Origin of the sequence: Actinokineospora inagensis DSM 44258, from assembly GCF_000482865.1 — a bacterium.
GTDB lineage: Bacteria > Actinomycetota > Actinomycetes > Mycobacteriales > Pseudonocardiaceae > Actinokineospora > Actinokineospora inagensis.
In genome coordinates, this window is sequence record NZ_AXWW01000035.1 from 31,455 (window position 1) to 48,119 (window position 16,665).

The following is a 16,665-nucleotide window of genomic DNA, read 5'->3' on the forward strand; positions in this document are numbered from 1 at the left end:
GCGGGTGAGGAGGTCCGATCCCCACCCGCGTTCGGCACCGACGGTAGGAACCAACCGGCCGTGAGCGCCAACGGGCGGCCGTCTTCCCACATGACAGGACGGCGACCTGGTGACGCTCGCTACAGGATGGCTCCCGGCGCGTACGCCGCCGCCTCGGGGAAGCGGGCCAGCACGGTTTCAACGCGGGCGACGACCGCGGCGACCTGGGCGCCCGCGACGCCGGTGAACGGCAGCCGGTCGGCGAGCAGCCCGTCGAGAGCGGCGCGGTCGAGCGGGATACGGCTGTCGGCGGCGAGCCGGTCCAGCAGGTCGTTGTCGGCGATCCCCTTCTCCCGCATGGCGAGCGCGACCGCGACCGCGTTCTCCTTGATCGCCTCGTGCGCGGTCTCCCGGCCGACCCCGGCCTGGATGGCGGCCATCAGCACCTTGGTGGTGGCCAGGAACGGCAGGTACCGGTCGAGTTCGCGGGCGATCACGGCCGGGTAGGCGCCGAACTCGTCGAGTACGGTGAGGAATGTCTCAAGTAGACCGTCGAGGGCGAAGAAGGCGTCCGGCAGGGCGACCCGGCGCACGACCGAGCACGAGACATCACCCTCGTTCCACTGGTCGCCCGCGAGTTCGCCGACCATCGACGCGTACCCGCGCAGCACCACCGCGAGCCCGTTGACCCGCTCGCAGGAACGCGTGTTCATCTTGTGCGGCATGGCCGACGAGCCGACCTGACCGGGTTTGAAGCCCTCGGTGACCAGCTCGTGCCCGGCCATCAGCCGGATCGTCTTGGCCAGGCTGGACGGTGCGGCCGCGACCTGCACGAGCGCGGTGACCACGTCGAAGTCGAGCGACCGCGGGTAGACCTGCCCGACACTCACGAGGTGCTCGTCGAACCCGAGGTGCCCGGCGACCGCGCGCTCCAGCCGGGCCAACTTGTCCTGGTCACCGCCGAGCAGGTCGAGCATGTCCTGGGCGGTGCCGACCGGGCCCTTGATGCCGCGCAGCGGGTACCGGGTGATCAGCTCGTCGAGCCGGGTGAAGGCGACCAGCAGCTCGTCGGCCGCGGTGGCGAACCGCTTGCCGAGGGTGGTGGCCTGCGCGGCGACGTTGTGCGAGCGGCCGGTCATGACCAGGTCGGCGTGCTCGGCGGCAAGGCGGGCCAGCCTGGACAGCACCGCGGCGACCCGGACCCGGACCAGTTCCAGCGACCGGCGGACCTGCAACTGCTCGACGTTCTCGGTGAGGTCGCGGGAGGTCATGCCCTTGTGCACGTGCTCGTGCCCGGCGAGCGCGTTGAACTCCTCGATGCGGGCCTTCACGTCGTGCCGGGTGACCCGCTCGCGGTCGGCGATGCTGCCCAGGTCGACCCGGTCCAGGACCCGCCGGTAGTCGTCGACCACACCGGCCGGGACGTCGATGCCGAGGTCGGCCTGCGCGGAGAGGACCGCCAGCCACAGCTCCCGCTCCAGCCGGACCTTCGCCTCCGGGGACCACAGCGCGGCCAGCTCGGGGGAGGCGTAGCGGCCTGCGAGGACGTTGGGGATGCGGGGCTTCTGCGCTGCGGTCACGTCTGGCCAGCTTACGCGAGGGCCGTCCGCAGCATCCGCCGCGCCGCCGCCCGCGGATCGGGGTTGACCTCGATGAGCGCGTTGACGACGGCCCCGTCGACCAGCGCGATCAACTGCTCCAGCCTGGCGTCGTCGATGTCGGCGGCGGCCAGCGCGAACGTCTCCCGGAGCAGGGCACGCAGCTCGGCGCCCAGTTCCAGCATCAGCGGACGCAGGTACGGGCGGCGGCCGGTGGCGACGAGCCGTTCGTAGCGGAGCAGCACGTTCTCGGCGTCGTCCCGCTCGACGGGGCCGAGGAGCTGGTCGAGGACCAGTTCGACGAGGTGGTCCCGGCCGCGCACCGGCTCGGTCATCGCGGCGAGCACGGCCCGGCCGCGGGCGAGTTCGGAGCGGCCGTGGTACTCGATGGCCGCGCCGATCAGCTCGTCGAGCGACTGGAAGTAGTACGTGGTGGACGCCAGCGGCAACCCGGCGCGCTCGGCGACGGCCCGGTGCCGGACCGCGTCAAAACCGCCCTCGGCGAGCAGTTCGACGGCGGCCTCGACGAGCGCGTGCCTGCGTCGCTCACCCTTGGGAGTGCTCGCGGTGGTCATGCCTGGATTCTGCCGCCGGACGCGGTCGGGCAGGGTCAGTACCGGCCCGCCAGCTTCTTGCCGATGTCGCGCAGCCCGTCCGCGGTGATCGGCGGGGCGGCGGAGCCGGACACGGACTCGACCTCGAGCACCACCGTCGCACCCGATTTCGCCGCGATGACGAAGCCCTGCGCGCCCGACCGGTCGGCCCACGGCGGCTGCATGACCTGCGCCTTGCCCTTCGGGGTGACCATGATCGAGAGCAGCCCGCGCTCCGGCCCCCTGGTGATCTGGAAGGCCGCCGACGTCGAACCGGGGGCGCAGGTCAGCGGGGAAGCGCGGTACTCGCCGGGAGAAACGGCGGACGGAAGCTCGCCCGCGAGGGCAGCAGCGAGCTTCCGGTCCGCCGGTCCGCACCCACCAGGAGTGCTGTCGGCACCGAGGCCGACCTCTCCACCCGGCGAGCCCCCCTGCTTGGGCGTCGCCGACGGAGCGTCCGGTGCCGCCTCCGCGAGGCGCGGGGTGGCACTCTGCGTCTCGCCCGGAACAGGATTCGCGTTACCGGGAACCGCGGGCGCCGAGCCGAGCGCGGCCGAATCGTTACTCGACGTGCCGTTCGTCGTGGGCCACAACGCGACCCCGACGGCCACCCCGCCCACGACGACGGCGAGCCCCAGCGCCGCACCGGCGATCACCCCGGTGCGCCGCCTCGTCGCCTTGGCCGAGGCCGCCAGCACGTCGTCCCGGTCGAACGACGGCGGGGGCACGTCGCGGACCGCGTCGTTGAACAGCTCTGAGATCTTGTGCTCGTCCACCTACACCCACCTCCCCGTCACGAAGTCGACCGCAGGTCGTCGACCGCGTCGCCGAGCACGTCGCGCAACGCGGCCAGCCCGCGCGCGGTCTGGCTTTTCACGGTCCCCTCCGAACACTTCATCGCCACGGCGGTCGCGGCGACGTCGAGCCCTTCGAGGAACCGCAGGACGAGCACGGCCCGCTGCCGCGGTGGCACCTTGGCCAGCCCGTCCACCAACGTCGAGCGGACCGCCACCACCTCGCCGACCTCGGCGTCGGTGGCCGCGACCTCCGGGACGACCTCGACGTGCCGCTCCCGCCGCCACGGCCTGCGCGTCTCGTCGATCATCGCGCGCAGCACCGACCGGCGGACGTAGGCGTCCAGGGCCCCGCGGTCCCGGATCTTGCGCCACCTGCGGTGCAACGCGACGAACGCCGTCTGGGTGAGGTCGTCCGCCCGGTGCCAGTCCCCGCAGAGCAGGTAAGCGGTTCTGCGCACGGCGTCGCGCCGTGCCGTGAAGTACTCCGCGAACTCCTGCTCGTCGCGCTGGTCCACGCGGACGCTCTCCGCTCGTCTTGTCTACGGGTGGGGGACGGACGTGCCCCGGACAACGGTTGCACGGGGTACCGCAGAGACATACGCCACCCCCGGCATCGGTCGAACAGCCGATGCTGTGGTGTGATCGGATCGTGACTTACACGCGCCGGATCGACCTCCGCTCGGACACCGTGACCCAGCCGGACGAGACCATGCGGGTGGCCATGTCCGCCGCGCAGGTCGGTGACGACGTGCTCGACCACGACCCCACCATGCGCCGACTCGAAGAAGAGGCGGCCGCCCGGCTGGGCATGGCGGCGGCGTTGTGGGTGCCCAGCGGCACGATGGGCAACCTGATCGCGCTGACCGTCCACCTGCGCCGCGGTGACCGTTTCCTCGCCCCGCGCGCGGCGCACGTACTGGAGGCCGAACTGGGGACAGCCGCGTGGCTGGCCGGGGGAATGCCGCACGCGCTCGAGTGGACTGTCGGCCCCGGGCGGATCGGTGTGGAAGACGTGCGCGCCTTCGCTACCGCGTCCGCTCCCTACTACGCGCTGCACACGCGGTTGCTCTGCCTGGAGAACACGCACAACTTCGCGGGCGGCACGGTAACCCCACCGGACGAACACGCCCTCTTGGTCTCCGCGGCACGGGAAGCCGGGCTGCTGGTGCACCTGGACGGCGCGCGGCTGTGGAACGCCTCAATCGCCCTGCAGGTGCCGCCCGCCGCGCTGACGGTGGGTGTCGACACCGTTCAGGTGTGCCTGAGCAAGGGGCTCGGCGCGCCGGTCGGGTCGCTGGTCGCCGGGTCGACGTCGTTCGTGGCCGAGGCCCGCCGGGTGCGCAAGATGCTCGGCGGCGGGGTCCGGCAGGGTGGCGTGCTCGCCGCGGCCGGGCTGCTCGCCCTGGAGCGGATCGACGACCTCGCCGTCGACCACGCGAACGCCCGCCGGCTGGCCGCGGGGCTGGCCGAACTGGGCTGGGAGGTCGGGGTGCCGGAGACCAACATCGTCATCGCGGCCGTGCCCGATGTCGCGGCCGCCCTTACCTCGCTGGACCGGGTGGGCGTGCAGGCCACGAGCGTGCCCGGCGGGGTGCGGTTCGTGACCCACCGTGACGTGCCGGAAGCCGACATCAACGAGGTGCTGCGCCGGATCAACTCCGCGCGCAGCACCAGTCCAGCCGCGTAGACCGCGTCGGGGATGCCCCCTGTGCATCCCCGACGCCTTGCGTCTTGGCGGAGCCCTGCGTCCTAGCGGATCTGGCGGTGCGAGCGGCCCTTGATCGCGCCGTACGCCGCCACACCGAGCGTGGCCACCGCGGCCACGACCAGCAGCGTGCCGAGCACCTTGAACACGACGCCGATCAAGGTGAACGCCAGCCAGATGACGATGATCGCGCCGATGATCCTGATAACCATGTCCCGCCGCCTCCCCGAGAACCTCTTGTACCCGCTGAACGAGCACCGGTGGCCCATCGTTCCCCAACGGACCCGGGTTCGCTTGACGGCCGGGTCAGAGCCAGCCCGCGAGCCGGTTCACCGCCTCTTTGATGTCATGCGTCGCACCGGCGAAGGAGAACCGCAGGAAACGCCCACCCAGCTCGGGGTCGAAGTCGATTCCGGGCACGATGGCGACCCCGGTCTCGGCGAGCAACCGCTGGCAGAAGCTCATCGAGTCGCGGGTCAGGTGCGACACGTCGGCGTAGGCGTAGAAGGCGCCGTCCGATGGGGCGACCCGGGTGATGCCCATCGAGGTCAGACCGTCCAGCAGCAGGGTCCGGTTCGCCGCGTAGTGCGCCACGTGCGCGTCGAGTTCGGCGTAGACACCGTCATCAAAAGCAGCCACGCCGGCGTGCTGGGAAATGGCGGGCGGGCAGATCGTGAAATTGCCGGTGAGGCAGTCGACAGCACGCTGGAGCCGTTGCGGGACGAGCAGCCAGCCCAGCCGCCACCCGGTCATCGCGAAATACTTGGAGAACGAGTTCACCACCACGGCCTCGCGGGAGAACTGCCACGCCGACGCCGTTTCCGCGCCATAGGAAATACCGTGGTAGATCTCGTCGCTGACCAACTGCACCCCGCGTTCGGCGCACCACCCGGCGATCGCGGCCAGTTCCGCCGGGTCCAGCACGGTGCCGGTCGGGTTGGCCGGGCTGGCGACGATCAACCCGTCGATCGGGCCGATCTCGTCGAGCACGTCCACGGTCGGCTGGAACCGGGTCCGCTCGTCGCAGGGCAACTCGACCACCTCGCAACCGAGGGCGGCCAGGATGTTGCGGTACGCCGGGTAGCCGGGGCGGGCGAGGGCGACACGGTCACCGGCGTCGAACGCGGCCAGGAACGCCAGCAGGAAACCGCCGGACGATCCGGTGGTCACCACGACGTCCTGCGGTGCGACGTCCAGGTTGTACCGCCGCCCGTAGTGCCCGGCGATGGCCTCGCGCAGCTCCGGGATGCCCAGCGGCTCGGTGTAGCCGAGCGGCTGCGACCCCAACGCCTCGGCGGCGGCGATCTTGACCGCCTGCGGGGCGCCGGCCGACGGCTGACCGGCCGCCAGCGAGAGCATGTCGCCGTGCGTGCGCTGGCGCGCGTTGGCCGCCGACACCACATCCATCACGTGGAACGGCGGGATCGCGGCCCGTTCGGCCACCTTGAGCAGCGCGTGCATGGCCCCAGCCTAGTGACGCCCGCCACCTGGCTCAGTAGCCGACGTAGCCACCGCCGTGGTGGGTCGCCTTGATTCCGGGCACGTTCGACAGCGACCCGTAGCGCGACACCGCGTAGTTCACGCCTGCGCAGATGTTGTCGACCGGGTTCCAGATGTTGTCGTGACCAGGCAACTTGTACGAGTTGAAGGTCGGGTCGATGGTCTGCATCAGGCCCTTGGACGGGGTGCCCTTGGCCGCGTTGGAGTCCCAGTTGTTGATCGCGTTCGGGTTGCCTGCCGACTCGTGCTGGATGATCTCCCAGATGAGCTGCGAGTCGGCCTCGGTGACGTTGATGCCGCGGGCGCGCAGCTCGGCGATCGCCTCGCGGATCCACTCCTGCACGTTGCCGGGGGGTGGGCCGCTCGGCGGGCCACCGCTGGACCCGAGCCCACCGCCACCGTGACCACTGTGACCACCACCACCGCCACCGTGGCCACCACCACCGCTGTGGCCTCCACCTGAGCCGCCGCCGCTGTGGTGGCCGCTGCTAGTTCCGGCTGCCGGGGGTGTCGCGGCAGGCTGCTGCGGCGAGTTCGTAGTGCTGGCTTGGGTAGTCGCGCCGGGCTGGGTGGGCGTCCACTCAATCTTCTTACCCGGGGCGGGCGTGAACGACTGGGTGTTCGGATCGGGGATGCTGGAGAACGTGGGGTTGGGTTGGTGGCCCTTAAGCGCGGAAGCCGCCGTCGACACCGCTTGTTCGGCGTAGTCGATCTGCTGGGTCACGCGCCCCTTGTAGCCACCGGCGAGACCATCGATGTGGCTGCGCTTCTCGTCTTCCGTGGCCTTCGGATTCGCTTTGATCCACGCGGTGGCATTGTCGTAGAGCTCACCGAAGATGCCTTCGAGCGCGTCGCGCGCGCCTTGAATGCCGGTCGCGGCCGTGTGCAAGTCGGACGCGGCAGCGGTAAGAGCCTCGTTGAGCGATTGGCCCGCTTTGGTGAAATTGGCCATATAAGCCACGAAACCGTCGGCGGACGTGCCCTGCCAGGCGCCGTCCAACTGCTTCACCGAACTGTCCACCTTGCCGACCGAATCGGTGCTCGCCGCCCCCGCCTGCGTGAACTTCTCGGCCAGGTCGCCGATGGCGCCCGGCTTCGCCAAGTACACCTTGTTCGCGTCGTCGGCCAGCGCGGCCGCCGCCCCGCCCAGGCCCGCCGCCGAATCCCTCGCGGTCACCGCAGCCCCCTCAGACCGTCAACGACCGCTGGGCGGCCTGCTCGTTGTTGGTCACCGTCGTGCCGATCGCGTCCAACGCCCGGTCGACCGCGCCAAGCAGCGCGCCCGCCTTGTCCAACTCGTCACCGGACGTCTTCGCCAGCGCCCGGACCGCGTCGGCCAAAGCGGACGAACTGGGTAAGGTGCCGAAAACCGCGCCATCGGCGTCAACGGGTAAGTGGTCCCCGGCCGCGGCGACCGGACCGGCCTGACCCGCGACCGCCGCCCGGCACTGCTCGATGGCCTGCAGGTTGTAGTCGGCGCCTGCCACAACGTCCCCCTCAGCGGTTCGGTGCCCGACTCTGACGCCCCCCGGCGGGCACCGGTTCCCCGCCGGTCACAGATCGTCGAGGAGTTCCCCCACCGCGGCCGCGAGCCGGGCGTTGTCCGCGGGCGCCACCGTGCTCCACATCTCACCGTCATTGCTCGGCTTCGCCACGTGCAAATAACGGCCCTGAGCGGTGTCGTGGAATGCCACCACCCGACTCGCCCGCTGCCTGCGCTGGTTCAGCCGCTCAAGACCGAACTGCCCGCGCACACCGATCCCGACGAACATCGCCGCCAATGTCTGCGCCTCGTACAACGGAAGCCCGGCCTTCTGCAACGGCGTCACCAGGTTCTGCGGCTCACCACCGGCTTTCCCATCCGCCGCGACAAGGACATCGGTCGGCACACTGACCGAACGCCCCGGCCCGGCAGGACACTCACCGGCCACGGAAACCGCCGCCTCCGGAAGCGCCGTCACCCGCGCGGGAATCAACCACACCTGATCAGCGTCCACCACCGCGAGCGCCGCCTGATCACTGTTCGCCACCGCGAGCGCCCTGATCTCCCGATCCGCCCACACCCACGCGTCAATGGTCGTCCGCGCGTGCGCCAACAACGCCAACTGATCACCCAACTCGGGCAACGCCCGACCCCGCCGCACCAACCCCCGCAACTCCAACTGCCGCAAAGCCCCCGCCACCAACACGGACCGCTCCGTATAGGTCATCCCCGGACTGGGCACGTCAATAGCGACGTGCCGCAACGGAAGCCCCTCCGCCTCCCACAACACGTCGAACTCAAGCGCCGACAGAACAATGCTCCCGGACAACTTCAGTCGTCTTCACCGAGCACGGGCGCGATCACCAACCGCTCATCCCCGAACAAATCCTCCGAGTCAATCCCGTACTTCCGCACATGCTCGTCCTCATCCTCCCCCTCCGCCCCACTCCCCGCCGCCGCCTGCATCAACGAAGACGGCTGCTTACCACTCTTGACCCCACCCAACTTCTCCGCATTCCTAGCCGCCTTCGCCTCTTCCTCAGGCACCTCGGCCACCGGCCCAGCCTGCTTCCCCGGCGCGAGCGCGTTCACAGGCCTACCACCACGGGCAAGCCGGTCTTGCTCAAGACTCGCCCCAGTCGCCGCACCCGCCCCACCAGCCCCCGCAATTCCCGCAGCAGTGGCAATCTCACCCATGAGCTGCCCGGAAAACCCCGGCCGCATCCCCCCCGAAGTCGCGAAGTTCTCCGGCATCCCCCCAACACCGGACACCACCGGCCCAACCCCGGAAACCCGCCCAAGCGCCGGAACCGGACCACTCGACACCCCAGGCGCCGCTTGGCCACCGGGCCGGAACTCCACCGACGGAGCCGGACCACCACCAGGCGGAGCGACACCGGTAAAACCCGACTGCGAACCCGGCGGAGCGAATGACGGACCACCGGTGGCAGCACTGTTCCCCGAGGGGCTGAACGAGCCCTCCCCAGTCGAAAACCCTTGAACCGCCGTCGAACCCCGCTCCGGCGGCTGCTCAGTCACGACACCAACCGTCGGCGGGACGGGCAGACCCTGGAAGTTGTTCAACGCGCCTTGACTGCCCTGCACGTAATTGTTCATCGCCACGATCGCCTGCTGCCGCGCCGCCTGCGTCCGCTGCACCTCAGCCGCGTGATCAGTCGTGTGCCCGAGCAGCCCCAACCCGTCATCCCACACAGTCGTCCGATTCGCACCCCGCAGATCTTTCCCCTCCGGCGCAGCATTCCGCGTCGTGGAGAACGAGTCCCCCTGCTCACCCACGCCACGGGCGGATTGGGTCACCACCGGTACCGCGTCAGACGCGTAGACCCCGGCGTGTTGCGTCGCCGCCACACCGCCATCAGCGGCCGCGCCTTGCCACGCGACCCCGACCTTCGCCAACTCGGCGCGCAGCGTGAGATCCGTCTCGGCCAACCCGTCGGCGATCTTCAGCAGTGCCCCGACCGCCTTGAACAGGCTCTCCGAGCCAGGCCCCTGCCGCAACCCGTCCAACTGATCGGCCAACGCGTCATAGCCGTACCCGTCGAACCGCAGGTCAGCCAACCCGTTCTCCGCCATCTCCGCCCCTCAGGTCTCAGTGGTCCTACTCCAGGGTCTGCAACGTCGCCAACACCTGTCCGGCCGCCTGCTCGCTCATCTGGCACACCTGGTCCTGCGTGAAATCCTTGCCGCTGGAGGTCATCACGACCTGCAGTTGTTGCCCCTGGGCCACATCCAGCGCCGTGGTACACGGCGCTGCGTTCTTCCCCTGACCTGCGAGGGTGAACTCGGCCGCGGCAAACCCACCCACGGACACGAGTCTCGCGTCGACATTCCGCTTGCCGGTCAACCAGGCGTCGATCCCCTCAGTCGTGATCAACGTCGCGTAGTACCGGTAATAAGGTGCCTGCGCGGAGACCTCGAAAACGCATTCCTTGGCGCCGTGGTAGATCTCGACGTCGCTGGTTTCCGCATGATGCCTGTCGACCTTCAGATCTTGTTGTTGGCCACTGGTCAAGAGCGCACACGGATCCACTGCGTCCAGCTTGAGCGATTTCGGGCGCGGCGGGATCGACACCGCGGTCTTGTCCGGCCGCCCCGCGGTCGGCGACGGCTGCGACGAATCGGTCCCCTGGATCGAGGTCGGTGTACCCGGCTCCCTGGCGGTGCACCCGGCGACGACCGAGGCGATCACGATCACCAGTGCCAGGACGGCCCGCTTACCCACTCGCGCTCCCAAGCGCCGCCTTGATCTCGTCTTCGTTGTAGCCGTAGGTTTTCGCGCTCGTCCTGAGCTGGTTCACGAGATCACGCAGCCCGGTGATGTAGTCGTTGACCCGAATGCTGTACGACCCGTCCTGGAAGATCAGCCGGTCGTTCCACTCGGTCGCGATGTGCCGACTGACATCGTCATTCCCCGGCGGCACGACCTGGAGATCGCGTGCGGCGTCGTCCAGCCGCTTCTGCAGCGTGTCCGCTTGGACCTGGATGACCTTGGCGGCGGCCAGGACGTTGTCGCGGTTGATGACGAATTGGCCGGTGGTGGTGCGGGTCGACTGGTGGATGGCCTCGGCTGCCATGCGGGCGGTGGCCGCTACGGCGGCGATCGCGCCCGCGACGACCTGGGTGTCGTCGGTCATGGCGGGTACCCCCGGGGGTCGGCGTCGGTGTCCTGGTCGAGGTTACCAACGGGGGGCGGGGCGTCACCCCTGGTTGCGGTCAGACCGGGGCGCCGATTTCGCCGTTGATGGCGCGCAGGGCGATGTCGGTGCGGTGGTGCGAACCTGCGAGGTGGATGGCGGTGACCTTGCGGTATGCCTCGTCGCGGGCGTCGGGGAGGGTGGGGCCGGTGCCGACGACGGCGAGGACGCGGCCGCCTGCGGAGACGAGGGCGCCGTCGTCGCGGCGGCGGGTTCCCGCGTGCAGGACGCCGTCGGCTTCGGCTCCGGTGATGGGGTCGTTGGTGCGGGGGCGGCCGGGGTAGCCGTCGGCGGCGATGACGACGGTGACGGCGGAGCCGTCGGCCCAGTCGAGCGGGGGGTGGTCGGCGAGGGTGCCCTGGGCGGCGGACAGCAGCAGCAGCGACAGCGGGCTGCGCAGCAGTGCCAGCACGGACTGGGTTTCCGGGTCGCCGAAGCGGCAGTTGAACTCGATGACCTCGGGGCCGTTGGACGTCAGCGCGAGGCCCGCGTAGAGCAGGCCGGTGAACGGGGTGCCGCGGTTGGCCATCTCGCGGACGACCGGCTCGACGACGCGGGTGACGATGTCGTCGACGAGGCCGTCCGGCGCCCACGGGAGCGGGGCGTAGGCGCCCATGCCGCCGGTGTTGGGGCCGGTGTCGCCGTTGCCGACGCGTTTGAAGTCCTGGGCGGGCAGCAGCGGGACGACGACCCCGGCGGCGTCGACGACGCAGAACAGGGACACCTCGGGGCCGTCGAGGAACGACTCGAGCAGCACCGGGTGGCCGTCTTCGAGCAGGGTCATCGCGTGGGCGCGCGCGGTGGGGAGGTCGGCGGTGACCACGACACCCTTGCCCGCGGCGAGACCGTCGTCCTTCACGACCCAGGTGGGACCGAACCGGGCGAGGGCCGAGTCGAGCCGGGCCGGGTTGTCGACGATCTCGCTGTGCGCCGTCGGCACTCCCGCCACCGCCATGACGTCCTTCGCGAACGCCTTCGACCCCTCGATGCGGGCGGCGTCCGCGCTGGGCCCGAAGCAGGCGACCCCCGCGGCGCGCACGGCGTCGGCGGCCCCGGCGACCAGCGGACCCTCCGGCCCGATGACCACGAGGTCCGCGTTCCACCGAGCGGTCAACTCGACCACGGCGGCCGGGTCGAGCGCGTCGACCCCGTAGATCTCGGCGAGCCCGGCGATGCCGGCGTTGCCGGGGGCGCAGGCAAGCGCGACGACCTCGGGGTCCTTCGACAGCGCCAGGACCAGGGCATGTTCGCGGGCACCAGACCCGATCACCAGGACTCGCACGGTCAGTGAGGGTAGATGCCGCCGGGTGGGCGGCACGCGGCGGGCCGGTGCAAACCCGGCGAAGCCGGACAGAGCGTTCATCCGGCGGTGATCCCGGCGTTGCCGGAACGTGACCGGGATTTCGCGGTGCGCGACCAGGGTGACGCCGGTCAACCAGCGGTCGACGAGGAGGAAGAATGCCTGCTACCCGGACGATCGGCGTTGCCGTGTCCGCCCTGGCCCTGTTAGGGGTTGTCGGTATGACGACGGCGAGCGCCACCCCCGACCAGGCCGACCAGCGGCACGGCACGGCGCCCCCACTGGTCATCGGCCACCGCGGCGCGGCCGGTTACCGGCCCGAACACACCCTGGCCGGCTACGAGTTGGCCGCGCGGATGGGCGCCGACTACATCGAGCCGGACCTGGTGTCGACCAAGGACGGCGTCCTGGTCGCCCGGCACGAACCCGAGATCGGTGGCACGACGGACGTCTCGAAGCACCCCGAGTTCGCCGACCGGAAGAAGACCAAGGTCCTCGACGGTGTGACGGTGACCGGCTGGTGGACCGAGGACTTCACCCTCGCCGAACTCAAGACGCTGCGGGCCGTCGAGCGCATCCCGGACGTCCGGCAGCGCAACACGATCTACAACGGCCGCTACGAGGTGCCGACCTTCCAGGAGGTCATCGACCTGAGCAGGCGACTCTCGCGCGAACTCGGCCGGGAGATCGGGATCTACCCCGAGACCAAGCACCCCACGTACTTCCGCAAGCTCGGCCTCGACCTCAACCCGAAGCTGGTCGACATCCTCAACCGCAACGGCCTCAACCGGCCGAACGCGAAGGTGTTCGTGCAGTCGTTCGAGGTCGGCAACCTGCAGGAACTCAGCCACAAACTGCGCCTCCCGCTCATCCAGCTCACCTCGGCGTCCGGCGCGCCGTACGACTTCATCGACCGCGGCGACAAGCGCACCTACGCCGACATCGTCTCCGCCGCTGGCCTGCGCGACGTGGCGAAGTACGCGTACGGGATCGGCCCCGACAAGAACCAGGTCATCCCCCGGGACGCCGCGGGCAACCTCGCCCAGCCGACCAGCCTGATCGCGGACGCCCACAAGGCCGGGCTCAAGGTGCACCCGTACACCTTCCGCGCCGAGAACACCTTCCTCCCGCTGAACTTCCGCTCCTCGACCGTGCCGAACGAGTACGGCAACCTGTTCGGTGAGCTGTCGGCCTACTGGGCCGCGGGCGTGGACGGGGTCTTCACCGACAACGCCGACATCGGGGTCGCGTCGCGTGCGGAAACCTTCCCGCGCCACTGACCTTCTTCCGATTGGGCCGTCACCTCTGTCCTAGGGGTGGCGGCCCTTCACCTTTCCCAGGTCAGGCCCATGTTCCGCTCCGGAGGTTAATCCATCTCGGTGACAGAAGTTATCCACAGGAGAGCTTCTCCGCCCCTTGTTTCAAGATCTTTTGTCCGACCCCACGGGTAGACTGGCATCGAGGGCTGCCCCCGGGAAGGGTGGGGGCCGCCTGGGGGTGGTGGGGGGTGGCTTGGCAAGATCCACTGCGGGTGCCCGCCGGCCTGGGGTGTTGGGGCTGTCCGTGGAGTGGGTGGGTGCTGACGCGGTAGAGCTTGCGGGCTATGTGGCGTTTGAGGCACTGGGTGGCTCGCGTCTGGCTTTGCCTTCACGGACACGCGGTCGATGTGGTCGCGGGTGTGGTGGTCCCAGCGTAGGCGCACCAGCTCGATGCTGCGCAGGGCCGAGTTCGCTGGACAGTCGCCGGCGCGGTTGAGCCGGTGACCTCGAACACGTCGATGTCAGCGGCTGCCAGGTGGCGGGCGAGCTCAGCCTTGTAGGAGCCGGGCCATCGATGCCCGTCCGGGTGACCACCCGCGACGAACGATCGGCAGGGTGGATGAGCAGCGCTGTCGGCGTGTTCCTCGGCCTGGACGTCGACAGGGGCAAATACCACGCCGTCGGCCTCGACCCTGACGGCAAAGCGGCTGCACCCCGCCCGGCCCGACACACCAAGATCACCGCAGGACCACGACACATGACCCGAGGCCCACAACGACCGCCACACCAACCCGAATCACACTCTGACCAGCACAAACCGACAGTGCCGAAACCCTGCCGGAAGGGTGGGGCCGCCTGGGGGTGGTGGGGCGGCTTGGCAAGCGGGTACGGGCGGGTTCGCCGGATCGGGTGAGTGGGGCTCGGATCTCGGGCTGTTGGAGCTGTGGGGCGAGCGGGTGCGAGTTGTGTGGAGCCGTGCGTCGCGCGGGTGTGGGGCCGGTGACGCCGCGCGTGGGGGAGTTGGCTGGTAGCTCGTTTGGGGCAGGGGTTAGACGATGCGTTCGTCGATGAAGCACCAGCGCCAGGATTCGCCGGGTTCGTGGGATTGCATGACGGGGTGGGTGGTGGCGTGGTGGTGGGCGGTGGCGTGTTTGCGGGGGCTGGAGTCGCAGCAGGCGACGTGACCGCAGGTGAGGCAGCGGCGGAGGTGGACCCAGTGGCGGTTGCCCTCGGCGACGCAGTCGCCGCAGGTGTCGGTGGGGTCGGCGGGCAGGGTGGGCAGGGTGGTGGTGTGGTCGCAGGACATGGGGCGGCTCCTTCCGTGCCGGGTGTGGCATGGGCAATCCTTGCGCACGGACACGGAGGAGGCTGCGGTGGAACTACTCCTGCTGCTGGCGGGGGCCCTGGCGGTGGCGGCTGCGGCGCGCCGGTTCGACTGGCCCGCGCCGTTGTTGTTGGTGGCGGTGGGGTTGGCGGTGTCGTTCGTGCCGGGGGTGCCGGAGTTCCGGATGGACCCGGAGTTGGTGCTGGTCCTGGTGCTGTCGCCGCTGTTGTACTCAGCGGCGTTGGACAGTTCCTACCTGGACATCAAGGCGAACATCCGGCCGATCGGGCTGTTGGCCGTCGGGCTGGTGTTGGCGTCCACGGTCGCGGTTGGTGTTGTCGCTCACATGGTGCTGCCGGGGCTGCCGTTGGCGTCGGCGCTCGTGTTGGGGGCGGTGGTGGCGCCGCCGGACGCGGTGGCGGCGGTCTCGATCGGACGGAAACTGGGGCTGCCACGGCGGGCGATGACGTTGCTCACCGGGGAGAGCCTGGGCAATGACGCGACCGCCCTGACCGCGTTCAAGGTGGCGTTGGCGGCGGCCACCGGGGTGGCGGCGTTCTCCTGGACGACCGGGATCGTCACGCTGCTCGTCACCTCGGTTGGTGGGGTCCTGGTCGGTCTGGTGCTGGGCGTGGTCGTCCACAAGATCCGGTTGCGGTTGGGTGACGGGCTCCTGGAGAGCGCGCTGGGCATGCTGGTGCCGTTCGCCGCCTACCTGCTGGGTGAGGAGGTGCACACGTCCGGGGTGTTGGCGATCGTGGCGGCGGGGCTGTACCTGGGGCACAACGCGCCCGCGGCGGGGTACGCGACGCGGCTGCAGGAGACGGCGGTGTGGCAGTCGGTGGACATGCTGCTGGAGTCGCTGGTGTTCGCGCTGATCGGGTTGCAGATGCGGACGATCGTGTCCTCGGTGCACATCGACGGCGGGTTGCTGGCGGCGTCCGGGCTGGTGCTGCTGGCGGTGATCGCGATCCGGTTCGTGTGGATGTTCCCGTCGGCGTACGTGCCGCGGTGGCTGTCCCCGCGCATCCGGCGGCGCGAGGCGAAACCGAGTTGGCGGCAGTTGACGGTGATCTCGTGGGCCGGGATGCGCGGCGTGGTGTCGCTGGCGGGTGCGGCGGCGATCCCGTTGACCATGCCCGGCCGCGACGTGGTGGTGCTGCTGACGTTCGTGATCACCGTCGGCACGTTGCTGCTGCAGGGCATGACGCTGCCCCTGTTGATCCGGCGGCTGGGTGTGCGGGCCGAGGACGGGCAGGACCGGGTGCTGGCCGAGGCCCAGGTGCAGAGCACAGCGGCACGGGCGGCCGTCGACCGACTGGACGAACTGCTCGACGGCGACGACGTACCCGAGCACGTCGCGGCGAAACTGCGGGCGCTGGCCCAACACCGCGGCAACGCCGTGTGGGAGCGGTTGGGCCGCCAAGCCCAGGAGAACCCGGCCGCGGCGTTCCGGCGGCTGCGGCGGGAGATGCTGGCCGCGGAGCGCGCTGTCTTCGTCACCGCCCGCGACCGCGGCGAAATCGACGACGAGATCCTGCGGCAGGTGCAACGCGAACTCGACCTGGAGGAGGCAGCGCTCGCGCGGGAGTGACGGACCGGACACGCACTTCGGCAACCGCCCCCTTCCCAGGGGTTCCGCGGACGCTAGTTTGTGCTGGTCGGAGCAGGAGCCTGGGTGGTTACAGCGGCCAGGTCACGGCGCGTGAGCGACGGTGACGAGGCGTCAGGCGCTGATGGCGGGGTTGCGCGGAGTGGCCACGACGTGAGGTCCGGTGCCGACGCGTACTCGGGACTGGCTTTCGCGGACAGTGACGTCGCCGACCCGGTGCAGCCGGTTGTCGATGTGCCGTACCCACGCGGCACGGTCGCGATCTGGGAGCGTGCCGCCTGCGCACAACCGACTTCAACA

The 16,665-nt window shown here is 70.1% G+C and carries 17 protein-coding genes; 3 read left to right on the forward strand and 14 right to left on the reverse strand.

Annotation, left to right across the window (positions count from 1 at the left end; all coding sequences use genetic code 11):
• Positions 1-119: 119 nt before the first annotated feature.
• Genes purB through H504_RS0115085 form a run of 4 tightly spaced genes read right to left on the reverse strand, consistent with a single transcriptional unit; the run spans position 120 to position 3,482 of the window.
• On the reverse strand, positions 120-1,559 hold the full coding sequence (gene purB, locus H504_RS0115070) for an adenylosuccinate lyase (RefSeq protein WP_026423432.1): 1,440 nt from the start codon (positions 1,557-1,559) through the stop codon (positions 120-122).
• Between the two features lie 11 nt (positions 1,560-1,570).
• Positions 1,571-2,152: a TetR/AcrR family transcriptional regulator gene (locus tag H504_RS0115075; protein ID WP_026423433.1), complete on the reverse strand. Its 582-nt coding sequence runs from the start codon at positions 2,150-2,152 to the stop codon at positions 1,571-1,573.
• 35 nt (positions 2,153-2,187) lie between these two features.
• Entirely contained in the window at positions 2,188-2,946 is a 759-nt protein-coding gene (locus H504_RS35295; protein WP_051385897.1) for a hypothetical protein, read from the reverse strand.
• A gap of 17 nt (positions 2,947-2,963) precedes the next feature.
• Positions 2,964-3,482: a SigE family RNA polymerase sigma factor gene (locus H504_RS0115085; RefSeq protein WP_026423434.1), complete on the reverse strand. Its 519-nt coding sequence runs from the start codon at positions 3,480-3,482 to the stop codon at positions 2,964-2,966.
• Between the two features lie 134 nt (positions 3,483-3,616).
• Here H504_RS0115085 and H504_RS0115090 point away from each other — a divergent pair, with 134 nt between their 5' ends.
• Entirely contained in the window at positions 3,617-4,654 is a 1,038-nt protein-coding gene (locus tag H504_RS0115090) for a threonine aldolase family protein (protein WP_026423435.1), read from the forward strand.
• A 62-nt stretch (positions 4,655-4,716) separates the two neighbouring features.
• Here H504_RS0115090 and H504_RS42040 read toward each other — a convergent pair whose 3' ends face one another.
• The 9 genes from H504_RS42040 to purD all read right to left on the reverse strand — a co-directional run bounded on the left by H504_RS42040 (position 4,717) and on the right by purD (position 12,152).
• Positions 4,717-4,884 (reverse strand): hypothetical protein, encoded by a 168-nt coding sequence (locus H504_RS42040; RefSeq protein WP_026423436.1) that lies wholly within the window; start codon positions 4,882-4,884, stop codon positions 4,717-4,719.
• A gap of 94 nt (positions 4,885-4,978) precedes the next feature.
• Positions 4,979-6,133 (reverse strand): pyridoxal phosphate-dependent aminotransferase, encoded by a 1,155-nt coding sequence (locus H504_RS0115100; protein ID WP_035304447.1) that lies wholly within the window; start codon positions 6,131-6,133, stop codon positions 4,979-4,981.
• 31 nt (positions 6,134-6,164) lie between these two features.
• Positions 6,165-7,349, reverse strand: a complete 1,185-nt coding sequence (locus H504_RS0115105) for a transglycosylase SLT domain-containing protein (protein WP_026423438.1) — start codon at positions 7,347-7,349, stop codon at positions 6,165-6,167.
• A gap of 10 nt (positions 7,350-7,359) precedes the next feature.
• The gene (locus tag H504_RS0115110) at positions 7,360-7,659 is read right to left on the reverse strand and encodes a hypothetical protein (protein ID WP_026423439.1); all 300 of its coding nucleotides are present in this window, start codon (positions 7,657-7,659) and stop codon (positions 7,360-7,362) included.
• Between the two features lie 66 nt (positions 7,660-7,725).
• On the reverse strand, positions 7,726-8,484 hold the full coding sequence (locus H504_RS0115115; protein ID WP_026423440.1) for an ESX secretion-associated protein EspG: 759 nt from the start codon (positions 8,482-8,484) through the stop codon (positions 7,726-7,728).
• Between the two features lie 2 nt (positions 8,485-8,486).
• Complete coding sequence (locus tag H504_RS0115120; RefSeq protein WP_026423441.1) at positions 8,487-9,749, reverse strand: PPE domain-containing protein; 1,263 nt, start codon at positions 9,747-9,749, stop codon at positions 8,487-8,489.
• Between the two features lie 25 nt (positions 9,750-9,774).
• Complete coding sequence (locus H504_RS0115125; RefSeq protein WP_026423442.1) at positions 9,775-10,398, reverse strand: DUF3558 domain-containing protein; 624 nt, start codon at positions 10,396-10,398, stop codon at positions 9,775-9,777.
• Positions 10,391-10,810 carry a PE domain-containing protein gene (locus H504_RS35300; protein ID WP_035304449.1) on the reverse strand — a complete coding sequence of 140 codons (420 nt, stop codon included), beginning with the start codon at positions 10,808-10,810 and terminating at the stop codon, positions 10,391-10,393. The genes H504_RS0115125 and H504_RS35300 overlap by 8 nt, the downstream gene beginning before the upstream one ends.
• Before the next feature lie 79 nt (positions 10,811-10,889).
• Positions 10,890-12,152 carry a phosphoribosylamine--glycine ligase gene (gene purD / locus H504_RS0115135; RefSeq protein WP_026423443.1) on the reverse strand — a complete coding sequence of 421 codons (1,263 nt, stop codon included), beginning with the start codon at positions 12,150-12,152 and terminating at the stop codon, positions 10,890-10,892.
• A gap of 176 nt (positions 12,153-12,328) precedes the next feature.
• Between purD and H504_RS0115140 the strand changes: the two genes are divergently transcribed.
• Positions 12,329-13,450, forward strand: coding sequence for a glycerophosphodiester phosphodiesterase (locus tag H504_RS0115140; RefSeq protein WP_051385898.1), 1,122 nt, complete (start codon positions 12,329-12,331; stop codon positions 13,448-13,450).
• A gap of 1,027 nt (positions 13,451-14,477) precedes the next feature.
• Here the strand turns inward: H504_RS0115140 and H504_RS0115145 are convergent.
• Complete coding sequence (locus tag H504_RS0115145; RefSeq protein WP_026423445.1) at positions 14,478-14,735, reverse strand: UBP-type zinc finger domain-containing protein; 258 nt, start codon at positions 14,733-14,735, stop codon at positions 14,478-14,480.
• Positions 14,736-14,802: 67 nt separating this feature from the next.
• On the opposite strand from H504_RS0115145, the gene H504_RS0115150 reads away from it, so the two are divergent.
• On the forward strand, positions 14,803-16,347 hold the full coding sequence (locus H504_RS0115150; protein ID WP_026423446.1) for a Na+/H+ antiporter: 1,545 nt from the start codon (positions 14,803-14,805) through the stop codon (positions 16,345-16,347).
• The last annotated feature ends 318 nt before the right edge of the window (positions 16,348-16,665 follow it).